A 13,920-nucleotide genomic window follows, 5' to 3' on the forward strand; every position below is an offset into this window, starting at 1 on the left:
GGTACGGTCAAAAGGGATCAAGCGGACGGCACCACTTTCGTCATCGTCGTGATCAACTTGTCCATCCAGTCGCCATCCCTGCGGTCATAGCCATCGGACAGGAGCTTCATGACAAGCCTCATGAGAGTCGGCCTCGGCAGTCCGTAGTGGACGCACAGGTGCATGATCTCCGGCCGTTCAATGAGGGAGGCAAAGATCCTGCCGAGCGAATAGTAGCCACCGAGTTCCGAACGCAACTCTGCGCTGTACTGGTGCATGACCCGATCCTGTTGGCCCAGGGTTCTGCGAGCAAGTGCCTGGTTGATGAAGTCGGCGGCGAGCCTGCCCGACTGCATCGCGTAGGCGATTCCCTCACCGTTGAAGGGGGACACCATACCGCCCGCGTCACCCACCAGCAGCAGGCCGTTGTCATAGTGGGGTTTGCGGTTGAACGCCATCGGCAGTGCCGCGCCGCGGACCTGCCCGACCTGGTTTTCCTTCGTGAATCCCCACTCTTCGGGAACGTTCTGCATCCACGTGTCGAACAGCTTGCGGTAGTCGATCCCGGTCGGCTTCGCGGTGGAAGACAGCGAACCCAGTCCGACGTTGACGAGGCCGTTACCAAGGGGGAAGACCCAGCCGTATCCGGGCATGAGATTCGATTTGCCCGGCTCGCCCTCCCACAGCTCCAGATGCGATTCCATGATCGGCTCATCAGCACGCGGGGACTTGAAGTAGGTGCGGGTTGCGACCCCCATGGGCCGGTTGAATGTCTTTTCGCGACCGACCGAGGTTGCGAGGCGAGCGGAGACACCTCCGGCGTCAATGACGAACGGTGCGTAGAAGCGCAGTGGGGGGCCCTTGCGGTCGGCTCCCTTGGGGCGTACCTCGACACCGATGATGCGGCCGGAGCGCTCGTGCACGATCGGTCCCGTGACTGTCATGTTCTGTCGCAGATCTGCACCCGACTCCGCGGCCTTCATGGCCAGGTCGTGGTCGAGATCCCCCCGGGCCCTCGCCATGCCGTACGACGGCACGGAAGCCAGTTCGGGCCAGGGCACCTCGATGCGGTGTCCCCCGCCGTGGGCTACGAGGGAATAGTTGCGGATCCACCCGTCGGTGTTGACACCCATGCGGATGATCTCGGCAACGGAACGGGGTGTGAGTCCATCTCCGCAGATTTTGTCGCGCGGGAACTCACCCTTTTCGAGTAGCAGAACTTTGCGACCAGCCTGCGCAAGGTAGTGCGCTGCTGCGGAGCCTCCCGGCCCGGCACCGACAACGATGGCATCCGCCTCACCGTCGAAGTTGATTCTTGACACGCTTGTCCTTTCACTACCGGCGATATCCTATCAGCGGATTTGTGCAAACATTCGAATCCCGGATGTGGTCATTTACCGAACGGGAACCTTGCTAAATAGGAAAATCGGACACCGATTCACCTACTCGGGTTTGGTTGCTCTGTGGAGTGCTACGATTCCGCCGCTGAGGTTCCGATATTGGACGCCGCGCCATCCGGCCTGCTGGACTCGGCGAGCAAAGTCTTTCTGGTTCGGCCAGGCCACAATCGACTCGGTCAGGTAGTCGTAGGCTTCCGAATCCGAAGACACGAGCGAGGAGAGGGCGGGCATGACCGTCCCCAGGTAGAAGTAGTACAGGGAGCGGAACGGAGCCCACGTGGGGGTGGAGAACTCGTTGACAACGAGAGTGCCGCCGGGGCGGACCACACGGAGCATTTCCCGCAGCGCCAGGTCCGGATCGTTAACGTTGCGCAGGCCGTAACTGATCGTCACGGCATCAAAAGTGTTGTCGGCAAAGGGAAGTGCCGTCGCATCCCCTGCCACAAAGTCCATTCCCGGCTGACGCTTCTTGCCGACCTGCACCATGCCGATCGAGAAGTCGAGGGCTACAACATCGGCGCCCGCCTTGGCATAAACCTCGGAGGAGGTACCTGTGCCGGCCGCGATATCGAGAACCTTCATTCCCGGCTTGATGTTGAGGGCTTCACGGACGGCTGCGCGCCAGACGTAGACCTGCCCCAGGCTCAGGACCGTATTGGTGACATCATATCGCTTGGCGACTTCATCAAACATTCCCGCTACTTCGCGCGGATCTTTTTTCAGGGTGGCTCGACTCATAACTCCATTATGGACCCATACCAAGTAAGCTATTTACTCGTGTCCGACCAAATGCCGCTTTTTGCTGTCACCGGGCTGGCAACATCGAAGCCTGCACCCGGCGATATCCCCCATCCCCGCAACAATCTCATGTGGGTGACCGAGCATTCCGGCATGATCGGCTGGGGCGAAGCGGCACGGGCGACCTTTGAGGGAGATGACCGCTTCAGACGTGCACAACGCTGGTTTGACGAGGTTGTCGAGGCCGCCACGGTCACCGATCCCGTCGCAAGACCAGGTACCGGCCTGACGGCTTTCGGCACGTTCTCGTTCTCCAAGAACTCACGCGACGTTTCCACCATCATCATCCCCCGCAGGATCCTCGGCTGGGACGAGCACGGAGCATGGGAAACCACGATCTCGACCGAGGAAAATCCCGTTATCACAGACGAACTGGTTGAATCAATTCGTGATTTTGGACACGTCACGATGGCGCCGGGCGAGCTCGACGAGGACGCATTCACTGACGCAGTTGAAGAAACCGTTGAGCTACTGGCCAAAGGTGAGGCAAAGAAGGTAGTTCTTGCCCGTGACCTCGACATACGCACCGAATACGACATGGACGAGAGGCTGCTCATCGCGAAGCTCGCTCGCGCCTTCCCTTCCTGCTGGACGTACTGTGTGGACGGGATGATGGGGGCCACCCCCGAAATGCTTGCTTCCGTCCGGTCCGGACACCTCACCACCCGAGTCCTCGCGGGCTCCTGGCCAACCACGCAGGGACAGGACGCCGCCGAATATGCCCTGCGCACCTCAGCGAAGGACATAGCCGAGCACAGGTACGCATCAGACTCGGTCCTCCACGCACTCGACTTGCAGGCATCCGGTCCCGTACGTGCTAACGGACCCACGATCCTGCACCTGCCCAACGTCGTTCACCTCGCAACCGATTTCGAAGCCGACCTGGCTCCGGGATGGACGGGACTGACCGCGGCTGGTGCCATGCATCCCACGGCAGCGGTGGGTGGCACCCCCACCGACACTGCTCTCGAGATCATCGACCGGATCGAGGGCCTGGACCGCGGCCGCTACGCCGCCCCCGTTGGCTGGATGGATTGGTCCGGGAACAGCGACTGGGCACTGGCCCTGCGCTGCGCGCAGCTCAGCTCAACAGATCCACGCCTCGCCCGGGCTTTTGCCGGTGGCGGCATCATGGAGCGCTCAAACCCCGCCCAGGAACTGTCCGAGACCGAGGCGAAGTTCTCCGCCATTCTCAAAGCCTTCGAATAGGGCACTTTCAGGCGCACCAGGACACTTTCCTCACCGGAGCGTGCGCAATCCTCAGCTGAGAGCATGCAACCCTGGGCATGCAAGCGGGGGTGCGCCGAGAACTAATTCCCTACGCACCCCCGCCGTTGAAGCGACAGCGCTTGTTTAATTGTGTCGCTTCTTTAATCTTGCTTTAAGCAAGGGTTTGCTTGATGTCAGCTAACGAATGTTATTCACGAGTGCCGAGCACGAGCTCAATTTCCCTCGTGCTACCACCGGAGAAAACCTGTAACGTGATCGTCTCGCCGGGTGAGTACTGGCGGACGTAACCGGTGAGCGCGGTGTTGGAAGGGAGCTGGTCGCCATTGATGGACAGGATCGAATCCCCCACCTCAATACCCGCTTGTTCCGCGGGAGAACCAGGTGATACCTCAACCACCTGCGCACCCACACGCGTCCCGTTCTCGGTTTCCACAGCCTGTGAGGACGTGGTGACACCAATGAAGGCGTGGTCGACCTGACCATCATCCATCAAATCATCCACTACCCGGGTGACGAGGTCGATGGGGATGGCGAAACCGAGTCCGATCGAACCGGCTGATCCGCCGTCCATCGACGACAGGGAGGCGATGGAGGAGTTGATGCCAATCACCTCACCGCTCGCGTTGAAGAGCGGGCCACCCGAGTTGCCGGGGTTAATTGCAGCATCAATCTGGATCGCGTTCGTGACCACGGCAGCATCCTCATCACCCTCCGTCACAACGGGACGATCGAGGGCGGAGATGATGCCGGTCGTGACGGTGGAGGAGAGGCCGAGGGGGTTACCGATGGCGACCACCGGTTCACCAACAACCAGATCGTCCGATGTTCCAAACGTTGCTGGGGTAATTCCTTCCGGCACCGTGGTGAGCTTAATGACCGCGAGGTCCGTGCTCGCATCGGACCCAACTACTTCGGCGGGAATGATTTGACCGTTGGAGAGGGTCACCTGGATTTGCTGGGCACCGGCAATGACGTGGTGGTTGGTCAGGATATGACCGTCGGTGTCCAAGATGACGCCCGATCCGGTCGAGGATGTTCCTTGGCCGCGCACTTCGATGGCAACAACCGAGGGCTGGACCTCGTCAGCGATCTGGGCCCAGTTCACTCCCCCATCAGACGCCACCGTCCTGATCTCAGTCTGGGTTTCGCTCGAGACAGCAGCATCCGTATGCGGTTCCGTCAGCCCGTAGATGAGCCCCGCACCACCGGCACCGCCCACGAGCCCAGCAACGAGCGCCAGGGCCGCAACACCCGCGACGCCCTTGCGCCGTTCCGGTGCCTGCTGGGGAGCATGGTTGCCGCCGTAGCCCCGGTATCGATCATTGGGATGAGAGCCAAACGAAGCGTAGGGTGCTCCCCCGGAAGCCGGAGCCGACTGGGCCATCGGGGCAGAGCCAGCACTGGGGGTGGGCCTACTTGCGCACGTCTGGCGCGGTCCGAACGTATTGACAAACTCCGTCTGGTTGCCTGCTGCAGGAGCCTGCTGAGCACTACTTGCCCCGCGCGGGCCGATAGGGCCGGCAGAGGAAGGGAGGCTACCTTCGGGGCGGGGTGCAAACCGCTGGGTGTCAAAGGCGCCGCGATCTGTGTTCGGAGTTTGGGGGCCGGGATGACCGGTGCTTGGGGAAGTGTTTCCAAGAGACGCTGGAGTGCCGGAGCCTGGATTGTTTGATTGATCGTAGGCTCCCCCGGTCGTTCCCGGGGTCGCATTACGGTCTGAGACTGGATGGTCACTTCCCTCGCCGTTCATCGCCCCATCCCCACCGAGGTTCCCGCTCGCATTCCAGCGTTCAAATTCCTTGTCATTCATCGCTCTCGGTCCCTTCTTGTCGTGTGATACTGCATCAGTTAATCCGGTCGTTCTGCTAATTCGCTTCATGGACTCTGAGCGGATGCTGGACCCCCACTATAGTGACCGCTTGGCGGCCTGCCGCATGACCTCAGTCAGCTCCCGTCTCCGTGCCCTCACGGTCGTGATGTCCTGGGCACAGCCCACGCGAATGATTCGGCGGGCGGGCGGAAGCGCAAGCACGTCACGCAGGTCAGCTGTGCTGGTGATCTCGACTGGTTCCCAGCCGCATGCTTTCGCGAGCATGAGAATGTCGAGGTTCTTCGCGGTCCTGAACACCCGATCGAAGGTATTGGAGAAGCGCGGATCACCGTGTTCGAGGGTGGCGAAGATTCCACCCCCGGAGTCATCAATAACAACGATGTCGAGATCGGGTTCGTCCTGACCCGCTGTGAGGACGAGTCCGCCGATGTCGTGAATGAAGGTGAGGTCACCGACCACGACCTTCATTGGCCCCAACAGGTGTGCCATGCCGCGGGCACTCGACATCGTCCCGTCAATCCCGGCCAGCCCCCGGTTGGCAAAGAACGTTGCGGTCTGCTTGCCTGCCAGCAGGTCGATATCGCGAATAACGTTCGATGCGCCAACAAACCAGTTCCCGCCCGAGTTGGCAACCTGCGCCGCAACCTGCAGCGCATCCAGCTCATCTCCCAGGTAGTCTCGGCCCGCTTCGTGGGCGCTCTGCCCGGCACGCACCAGTCGCCTAGTCCACTCCGCTTGAGCGGGTACTTCGGACATCGCCTCCACCATACGTGCAACCCTGCCCGGGTCAGTCGGAACGGGTTCGGTTCTGACGCTGATGATGTCAATGTCGGTGCGGGACATGAGGGAGGTGATGGGGCGAGACAGGGTGGGGTGACCGGTGATGATGACCCGTTCAATCTCATCCGAGACTGCCTCCGCCACGATCCTGGCCGCGGGCACAGCATTAGCCTCGTGCCTTTCGGTGGCTGCTGGCTCAGCAAAGACCGGGACCTGCCCGCGAGCGCTCCTTCCCAGTACCTCGGAGTAGGGAGTTCCGGGGCCGGCAATGATGACGGTCGCCCGATCATCAAGCACCTCGCGGCCCTCGCCTATAAACCCTCGTTCTGTAGTTCTTAACTCGCTTACAGGAGGCCCGGGAAAGGTACCTACCCGGATCCCTCTAATGGTGTTGACAGTGGCAAGCTCTGTGGTGGCAGTGGATGACTCAGTAGAGTTTTCGGCTGACGCGAAGGAAGGAGCATCAGGATGAAGTGGGTTGTCGAAGGCCACGTTGATGTGGACGGGTCCGCGCCACACCTGCGCCAGTGCCCGATCAACGAGTTCAGGATCGGCCACGATGTCTTCCGCTGACACAGACAGCTGGTTCACGAGGTTGGGGCCGAGCATGCCCACCTGGTTCGTGGTCTGATTCGCTCCGCTGTTCCTCAGGTATTCGGGGCGATCCGCCGTCAGTGCCACGAATGGGATACCGCCATGGTAGGCCTCGACCGTGGCTGGGTGCAGGTTGGCGACTGCGGATCCCGAAGTAGTAATGACGGGGGCGGGAATGCCACTCGCGTGGCCGAGCCCGAGCGCAACAAAGGCCGCCACTCTCTCATCGGTCTCCACGTGCAGGGTGATGTCTCCCCTGACCTCAAGCTCCCGCAAGGCGTACGCGAACGGTGCGGACCGCGATCCCGGGCAGAGCACAAAGTGGGTGATGCCGAGTCCGAGGAGGCGTTCCAGTGCCGCTTCCGCACCCGCCTGCGAGCTCACAGGTGACCGCCCGTCAGTTCCGACACGTCACGATGGTCTTGAAGGTATTGCCACATGAGGTCCAGTCTCTCACCCCAGCGCCGCCTCACCTCATCGGGCACGGGCGCAATCCGGTCAGCTTCGACCGTCCTCACGGGCAGGTTCCCATCATTCGGTACGAGGCTGTCGATTGTCACGTCCTGTTCGAACAGCTGGACCGTGGCCAGTCCGCACGCGTGATCAAGGGTGGGGAGGCTGGCCGCGAGTGCCACCCCGGCGGCAATCCCAATAGAAGATTCGAGGGCGGAGGATACGACGACCGGCATACCCAATTCCTCAGAAAGACGCAGGCATGCTCGCACACCACCCAGCGGCTGCACTTTGACGATCATGAGGTCGGCAGCGTTCTGCCTTGCCACTTCGTACGGGTCTTCTGCCCTGCGGATCGATTCATCGGCCGCGATGGGAACGTTGACTGCACGCCGCACGCGAGCGAGCCCTTCAACGGTGGGGACGGGCTGTTCCGCATATTCGAGTCCGCCTGCCGCCCTGTCCAGGAGCGGGAGGCTGCGGATTGCGGTTTCTTCGTCCCAGCCGCCGTTCGCATCGATGCGGATCTTGCCGGCAAAGACTTCCCTGACCGCCGCGATTCTGCTCAGGTCATCGTCAAGGCTTTGTCCCTTTTCTGCGACCTTGATTTTGGCGGTGTTGCAGCCTCCTCTGCGGGCGATGATGGCTTGCGCATTGTCGGGGCTGGTGGCGGGAACCGTGACGTTCACGGGAACACTGGCCCTTCGTGGTTCCGGGTAGCCGAGGTAAGCAGCTTCGAGGGCGGCTGCCAGCCAGGCTGAGGAGACCGGTATGTCGTAGTCCCAGAAGGGTGAGACTTCCGCCCATCCGGCCGGTCCCTGGATCAGCACACCGTCACGGACATCGAGTCCCCGGAATCGGGTGGGCAGGGGCGTGGAATAGACCCGGAACGGGAGAGGGAAGGTCTGTGCGGTCATGGTCTTAGCGTAGCGAAGTGGCACAATAGCGCCATGACGCTTTCACTCCCAGCATCCGTTTCAGACACGTTCGATCCCACCAAGTGGCGCGTCGTGGAAGGCTTTGACTTCACCGACATCACCTACCATCGTGCCGTTGAGCGCGAGTTTGAAGGGGATCGGATCGTGAGCGAAACCGATCTGCCGATCGTCCGCATTGCGTTCGACCGTCCCGAGGTTCGCAACGCCTTCCGTCCCGAAACGGTCGACGAGCTGTATCGGGCACTCGATCACGCTCGGCTCTCCGATCGGGTCGGTGCCGTCATTCTCACCGGGAATGGGCCGTCTGAGAAGGATGGTGGGTGGGCTTTCTGCTCCGGCGGTGACCAGCGGATCCGCGGCAACGATGGCTACCGTTACGACGGGGGTGAGAACGCGACCGAGCACGCTGTCACCCGGGACACGATCAATCCGGAGAAGGCTGGGCGGCTCCACATCCTCGAGGTGCAGCGCCTCATTCGGACCATGCCGAAGGTGGTTATTGCCGCGGTGTCGGGATGGGCGGCGGGTGGCGGCCACTCCCTCAATGTCGTGTGCGACCTGTCCATAGCCTCGCTCGAGCACGGCCGCTTCAAGCAGACGGATGCGAACGTGGGTTCGTTCGATGCTGGCTACGGTTCTGCCCTTCTCGCCCGCCAGGCAGGCGATAAGAGGGCCCGCGAGATCTTCTTCCTCGCCCGGGAATACTCCGCACAGGAGGCCGCCGACTGGGGAGTTGTCAACGAAGCGGTCCCGCATGCCGAGCTCGAAGAGAAGGCGCTCGAATACGCTCGCATTGTGCTGACGAAGTCCCCGCAAGCCATTCGCATGCTCAAGTTTGCTTTCAACCTGTCTGATGATGGGATGGCGGGGCAGCAGGTGTTTGCGGGAGAGGCAACTCGCCTTGCGTACATGACCGATGAGGCCGCTGAGGGCAGGGATTCGTTCCTGGAGAAGCGGGATCCGAACTGGTCGCAGTACCCGTACTACGCATGATTCTGGAAGGCGGAACAGACCCGCACAACATCGCGGCTCTCGCGAGTGCCGCGCGGGACTCGTACGAGACACACCTGGCCGGCGGGCAGCCTGAGCCAATCTTTTTGGTTGAGCCGGGTGCAACTGGCGTTGAAGAAGTAACGCCCCGCCCGGGCACGGCCTTCATTCTCCGCACCTCCGGCTCAACCACGGGAACAGGGAAGCTTGTGGAGCTGCCCTGGGAGTCAGTCCTCGCCTCCGGCACGGCCACCAACGACACACTGGGTGGTCCGGGCCGCTGGCTCACCTCCCTCCCCGTTCATCACATTGCCGGGCTGCAGACCGTCCTCCGTTCAGTGACCGCGGGTCACTCGCCCCACCCCTACCGGGTTGGTGACCCCATCCCCGACGGCAGAAACTATCTCTCCCTCGTCCCCACCCAGCTGACCCGTGCCCTGCAAGACCCAAGTATTGTTTCTGAGCTGGCATCGGTTGCCGCGATCCTCGTCGGCGGGCAAGCAACCCCCCAGGCACTCCTTCACAGGGGGCGGGAAGCGGGCCTCAACCTCGTGACGACGTACGGGATGACGGAGACATGTGGGGGCTGCGTCTACGACGGTAAGCCGATCGGTAATACACGGGTCGACATCGACTCCGGCCGCATCATCATCCACTCCCCCGTTGTCACCCTGGGGTATGTGGGAGGAGAAGTCTTTAACGGCAGGTTTGAGACCAGCGATGCTGGGACCTTCACCGACAACACGTTGACGGTGCTTGGGCGTCTTGACGATGCGATCACGACTGGCGGGATGACGATCATGCCTTCCCTACTGGAGGATTTTGTCGCCACTACCTTCAATCTGACCAGCGTCGCCACCTCCGTGCCCGATCCGGACTGGGGCGAAAAGCTCATCCTTGTCACGGAGACTGAAGTCGACCTCGAACGTCTTCGCGGTCCAGTGAAAGAGCGGTTGGGGGCAGAATATGCACCGAAGGAACTGCTGACCCTGGCGGATCTCGGGCTGGAATCTTTTCCGCTCAAGGACTCCGGTAAACTTGATCGGCGCGCACTTGCACGCCTCGTGAAAGGACAGTAGTGGCATCGTTCAAGGACTGGATGGAAGGGGCGCGTGTACGCACCCTCCCGGCCGCAATCGCGCCCGTGCTCGTAGGAACGGGCGCCGCCTACCAGGTCGGATCCGGTTCGGTGATCCGCGCACTTCTGGCGGCAGGAGTTGCACTCGCCTTCCAGATCGGCGTGAACTTCGCCAACGACTACTCTGACGGAATCCGCGGTACAGACGACGTTCGTACCGGCCCACCTCGCCTCACGGGAGGTGGGATGGCAAGCCCGAAGACCGTCAAGTACGCGGCGTTCGCCAGCTTCGCTGTTGGCGCTCTCCTCGGCCTCATCCTCGTTGCACTGTCGGGCACCTGGTGGCTTCTGCTCGCCGGCGTCGTGGCCATTATTGCTGCCTGGTACTACACGGGCGGTGATCGTCCCTACGGCTACATGGGGCTCGGCGAAGTGTTTGTCTTCGTGTTCTTTGGGCTCTTCGCAACACTTGGCACAACGTGGACGCAGGCGGGTGAACTCCCCGCATCCTCCTGGCTCGGTGCCGTTGGCGTTGGCCTCATTGCCTGCGCTCTCCTCATGGTCAACAACATTCGTGACATCCCCACCGACTCCCTCGTTGGCAAGAAAACTCTTGCGGTGCGGATGGGTGACGTACCGGCACGCTACTCCTTCATTGCCATGCTCATCATCCCCATGATTCTGGCAATCGTCATCGCCATCCAATCTCCATGGGTACTGCTGTCACTCATCCTGCTGCCCGCGGTTCTCCTGCAGGCACGCAGGCTGCTGGCTGGCGCGAAGGGCCGCGACCTCATCGTGGTTCTGCGAGACACCGGCCTCATTGAGCTCGGCTACGGCATCACCCTGCTCATTGGGCTCACCATTTAGAAGAATTGATTACGGGCCGTGCCCCTGCCTGCCGGCTGGGGCACGGCCCTATTCATTTGATCGAGAACGCAGACCAGGACTACTCCTACTTTTTCCCTACTTTTGTTCGGTCTCGTTTGAGCTCGGAGAATCAAAGTCTGTTAGCGAGTCATCTGCCTCGCCCGCGGGCTTTGGTTCAGTACCAGGTTCAGCAACGTGAGCTGCATCATTGTCCGTAACATGTGCGTCTGCCGTGCCGGATTCCGCATCCGTAACGATGGCATCCTCAATGTCCTCATCGCTGGGTCCGGACTTAGGTTTTGCGGGGCGGTTTCCGGAATTCTTTGTCACGAGATTCTCGACACTGCCCGCCGCCTGATCGCGTTGGTGGGGGAAGAAAATGAACCCAGCCATGGCGCCGCAGAGAATCGCGGTGAAGACCAGCAGGTACGATCTCATACCGAGAAGATAGAAGACACCGGCGAATCCCGCGAAGAGTAGAACCCGGATCAGAGTATATTTAACGATGCTCACCGCCCAAGCCTATCGTGACCGTGACCAGCTCTATCGCCTATGATGGTTGGGTGCCTAGATTGATCCTCGTTATCCTGCTCGTAGCCGTTGTGGTGTACGCGTTTGTTGTCGCGGTTCGCATGGACCCGAAAGCGGCCCCGGCGGGGATCAACAAGTGGGTGTGGGTTATTTTCACGATCATCCCTCCGGTGATCGGCTCGCTGATCTTTCTTATCGCCAACTACGTCACCAACGCGCGCCCGCGTGCCTCATCATCGGGACCCGATTTCTTAGGTCCGCTCGCACGCGACAGCCGGGCCCCGCGCGGACCCATGGCACCCGATGATGACCTGGACTTCCTGCGTGAACTCGACGAGGAACTGCGCCGCGCACAGTACGACAAAAAGCTGAGGGACCACGAGGATGACGGTAAATCACCCGAGAACTAACCCGCTCGATTTGCGGACGGTTTTCGGCGCACCGGTCCTCGCCTTCTTCGCTGTCCTCCTCACCAGCTGCCTGACAACGGCCGCGACGGGGACGATGGGGTCAATCTCGGAAGCAACCGGACAATCCATCCCCTTTGTCCTCGGGGCCCTGCTGGTCACTCTTGCCGCATTCGGCGGGCTACCAGCGGGTGAGGTGAACCTGGCGGTCGGAACGGTCGGCTTCACATTCGTAGCCATCCCCTTCATCTTCACTGCCCTAGCCGCCTTCATTCTTTTCAAAACCCACAAGGCTTCCGAGCTGCGCATGCCGCAACGAGACCTGGCTGACAGGTTGCTGGGCGGTTCCTGCTCGGGAATGACACTTCTCCTGTGCTGTGTCCTAGCCTGGTTCGTTGCCAATATTCTCAACCCCGAAACCTCCCGGGCGAACCTCACCTCCAACGTTTTCCTGCTCGCGGCCGGTGCCCTGCTCGTGGGAACCGTGTTCTCGACCATGGGCAGATACTCGGCACACCACCACAGGCCTGCCTGGCTGTTCACATTGAAGTACGGGCTCGCCACCGGCATCCCCATCGCACTCGTCGTGTGCGTATTTCTGACGATCTCCTACGACTGGGGAAGCTCCTCCTGGCTCCTCATCGGGAACATGGCGAGCGGCGTGTGGGCTGCCCTTCACGCCGGCCTCCTCACGTGGAGTCTCGACCTCAGCCCCCTGGGAGGCCCGGAAAGCTCGGGCACGGGACTTCTCGCCGCCGTACAGACGGGTCCCTGGACCGCGATAGCTCTGCCCCTTGGTGCCATCGCCATCATCGTCGCCACTCTCGCGTGGCGGAAGGACTGCCTCAAGTCAACGAAGTGGGATCTGCCGTGCGCCTTCATGGTCGTCAGCGCCGTTACTCTCGCTGCGGGCACGTGGTTCTCCGGTTATGTCAAGGTCGCATCAGATACGTCGCGCCTGTCAGCAATGCTGCTGCTTTCGCCCTTCAACATCGCGATCATGGGCTGTGTTGGACTGCTGGTTGACCGCCTGGCACGGCTCATGGTCACAGCTGGTCAGCAGCCACCCAACCACACCGGTAGTCCGTCCACCGGTGAATATCCCCACCATCCAGCAGGAAGATAACCTGCACGTAGCCTGAGGTGAGGAGATTGTTCGTGGCAAGCGGATCGATCGGCACCTCGAAAAGCGCGTACTCCTCGTAGCCCGCAACCTCGCCAACACCGGGGTATGGGGCGAGCGTTTCAACCTCAAACGGTTCCTGCTCCAAAGCGAGATCAATCTCGTCCATGTCACTCGTACAGGTCACGGAACCACCGTGCTGGTCAATGCGTACTGGGACGCCGTCTGGCATGCCCAGCTGGATCGTATCCGCCTGCTCATCCACGACCCTCGTCATGCTGAACCCGGAGTCGATGGCGGACACGCTCGTGATATAGCCCGGGTTGAAATAGTAAAGATCGCCGCCGCTCTCCCCGGCGTAGGTGATCAGGAGGATCCCGGTTCCCACGGAATCTTCGTTATCGCTGTCCTCGTAGGTGACGCTCTGGTCCAGAACGATCATCGCATCCTGATAGCCATCCAGGTTCGCATCGGAGTAGTAGATGGCGGAGTCATCGAAGGAGAGACTAACGGTTGCGGTCCCCTCCCGGACCGCTTCGGGCCCAAGTTCGAGCGTTGCCTCCCCGCTGTCAAAGTCGAGCATGTACCCACCGTCGGGGGTGAGTCCGGTTGCGAAGGTGCGTTCAGGGAACACTCCCCGATCGAAGGGGTCGAGGAAGGTGATGTCGTTGACCGCGAGGCTCATGTTTCCAAAGTCCAGGTCCTGGATTTCGGGGGTGCCTGGGCCTTCGTGCGCGAGTGTTTCCGGAACCGTGGGGAGCTCCAGCCAGCGTGCCTTCAGATCGTCCGCGCTGCCGCATGCGGCAAGGGCAAGGACGGATGCCACGGCTCCCGCCCGCACCAGCCGGCGTGGCGTTATCCCAGTGTTTCCAGACTGGGCTGAGCTGCTTCCAAACCGCATAGTCACGTCCCTCGTTG

General features: G+C 61.4%; 13 protein-coding genes. 6 read left to right on the top strand and 7 right to left on the bottom strand.

Annotation, left to right across the window (positions count from 1 at the left end):
* Nucleotides 1-17: 17 nt before the first annotated feature.
* Nucleotides 18-1,292, bottom strand: a complete 1,275-nt coding sequence (locus BN1241_RS04570; RefSeq protein ID WP_187117639.1) for a geranylgeranyl reductase family protein — start codon at nucleotides 1,290-1,292, stop codon at nucleotides 18-20.
* Between the two features lie 129 nt (nucleotides 1,293-1,421).
* A complete protein-coding gene (locus BN1241_RS04575; RefSeq protein WP_054952526.1) occupies nucleotides 1,422-2,117 on the bottom strand; it encodes a demethylmenaquinone methyltransferase in 696 nt (231 codons plus the stop codon).
* Between the two features lie 39 nt (nucleotides 2,118-2,156).
* On the opposite strand from BN1241_RS04575, the gene BN1241_RS04580 reads away from it, so the two are divergent.
* Nucleotides 2,157-3,386 carry an isochorismate synthase gene (locus BN1241_RS04580; protein WP_054952527.1) on the top strand — a complete coding sequence of 410 codons (1,230 nt, stop codon included), beginning with the start codon at nucleotides 2,157-2,159 and terminating at the stop codon, nucleotides 3,384-3,386.
* 208 nt (nucleotides 3,387-3,594) lie between these two features.
* Here the strand turns inward: BN1241_RS04580 and BN1241_RS04585 are convergent, their stop codons facing one another.
* From BN1241_RS04585 to BN1241_RS04595, 3 genes are all read right to left on the bottom strand, one after another.
* Nucleotides 3,595-5,217, bottom strand: coding sequence for a S1C family serine protease (locus BN1241_RS04585; protein ID WP_054952528.1), 1,623 nt, complete (start codon nucleotides 5,215-5,217; stop codon nucleotides 3,595-3,597).
* 96 nt (nucleotides 5,218-5,313) lie between these two features.
* Nucleotides 5,314-6,996: a 2-succinyl-5-enolpyruvyl-6-hydroxy-3-cyclohexene-1-carboxylic-acid synthase gene (menD, locus tag BN1241_RS04590; RefSeq protein ID WP_054952529.1), complete on the bottom strand. Its 1,683-nt coding sequence runs from the start codon at nucleotides 6,994-6,996 to the stop codon at nucleotides 5,314-5,316.
* Nucleotides 6,993-7,982 carry an o-succinylbenzoate synthase gene (locus tag BN1241_RS04595; RefSeq protein WP_054952530.1) on the bottom strand — a complete coding sequence of 330 codons (990 nt, stop codon included), beginning with the start codon at nucleotides 7,980-7,982 and terminating at the stop codon, nucleotides 6,993-6,995. Before BN1241_RS04595 ends, menD begins: the two co-directional genes overlap by 4 nt.
* Nucleotides 7,983-8,015: 33 nt before the next feature.
* Between BN1241_RS04595 and BN1241_RS04600 the strand changes: the two genes are divergently transcribed.
* From BN1241_RS04600 to BN1241_RS04610, 3 genes are read left to right on the top strand one after another with little or no spacing between them, the layout of a single operon-like run.
* Nucleotides 8,016-8,996, top strand: coding sequence for a 1,4-dihydroxy-2-naphthoyl-CoA synthase (locus BN1241_RS04600; protein ID WP_054952531.1), 981 nt, complete (start codon nucleotides 8,016-8,018; stop codon nucleotides 8,994-8,996).
* Entirely contained in the window at nucleotides 8,993-10,072 is a 1,080-nt protein-coding gene (locus BN1241_RS04605) for an AMP-binding protein (protein ID WP_054952532.1), read from the top strand. The genes BN1241_RS04600 and BN1241_RS04605 overlap by 4 nt, the downstream gene beginning before the upstream one ends.
* A complete protein-coding gene (locus tag BN1241_RS04610; RefSeq protein WP_054952533.1) occupies nucleotides 10,072-10,941 on the top strand; it encodes a 1,4-dihydroxy-2-naphthoate polyprenyltransferase in 870 nt (289 codons plus the stop codon). Before BN1241_RS04605 ends, BN1241_RS04610 begins: the two co-directional genes overlap by 1 nt.
* Before the next feature lie 96 nt (nucleotides 10,942-11,037).
* Here the strand turns inward: BN1241_RS04610 and BN1241_RS04615 are convergent, their stop codons facing one another.
* A complete protein-coding gene (locus BN1241_RS04615) occupies nucleotides 11,038-11,454 on the bottom strand; it encodes a DUF4229 domain-containing protein (RefSeq protein ID WP_054952534.1) in 417 nt (138 codons plus the stop codon).
* A gap of 50 nt (nucleotides 11,455-11,504) precedes the next feature.
* On the opposite strand from BN1241_RS04615, the gene BN1241_RS04620 reads away from it, so the two are divergent.
* A complete protein-coding gene (locus BN1241_RS04620; RefSeq protein WP_147599272.1) occupies nucleotides 11,505-11,882 on the top strand; it encodes a hypothetical protein in 378 nt (125 codons plus the stop codon).
* Complete coding sequence (locus tag BN1241_RS04625) at nucleotides 11,857-13,005, top strand: hypothetical protein (RefSeq protein WP_147599274.1); 1,149 nt, start codon at nucleotides 11,857-11,859, stop codon at nucleotides 13,003-13,005. The genes BN1241_RS04620 and BN1241_RS04625 overlap by 26 nt, the downstream gene beginning before the upstream one ends.
* Here the strand turns inward: BN1241_RS04625 and BN1241_RS04630 are convergent.
* Nucleotides 12,926-13,903, bottom strand: a complete 978-nt coding sequence (locus BN1241_RS04630; protein ID WP_222704401.1) for a hypothetical protein — start codon at nucleotides 13,901-13,903, stop codon at nucleotides 12,926-12,928. The genes BN1241_RS04625 and BN1241_RS04630 overlap by 80 nt on opposite strands.
* Nucleotides 13,904-13,920 lie beyond the last annotated feature (17 nt).

Origin of the sequence: Flaviflexus massiliensis (genome assembly GCF_001375495.1) — a bacterium.
Classification (GTDB): domain Bacteria; phylum Actinomycetota; class Actinomycetes; order Actinomycetales; family Actinomycetaceae; genus Flaviflexus; species Flaviflexus massiliensis.

Coding starts and splice junctions, on each gene's coding strand:
- BN1241_RS04585 (WP_054952528.1), bottom strand. CDS start 5,217: ATGAATGACAAGGAATTTGAACGCTGGAATGCGAGCGGGAACCTCGGT.
- BN1241_RS04595 (WP_054952530.1), bottom strand. CDS start 7,982: ATGACCGCACAGACCTTCCCTCTCCCGTTCCGGGTCTATTCCACGCCC.
- BN1241_RS04630 (WP_222704401.1), bottom strand. CDS start 13,903: ATGCGGTTTGGAAGCAGCTCAGCCCAGTCTGGAAACACTGGGATAACG.
- BN1241_RS04625 (WP_147599274.1), top strand. CDS start 11,857: ATGACGGTAAATCACCCGAGAACTAACCCGCTCGATTTGCGGACGGTT.
- BN1241_RS04600 (WP_054952531.1), top strand. CDS start 8,016: ATGACGCTTTCACTCCCAGCATCCGTTTCAGACACGTTCGATCCCACC.
- BN1241_RS04605 (WP_054952532.1), top strand. CDS start 8,993: ATGATTCTGGAAGGCGGAACAGACCCGCACAACATCGCGGCTCTCGCG.
- BN1241_RS04575 (WP_054952526.1), bottom strand. CDS start 2,117: ATGAGTCGAGCCACCCTGAAAAAAGATCCGCGCGAAGTAGCGGGAATG.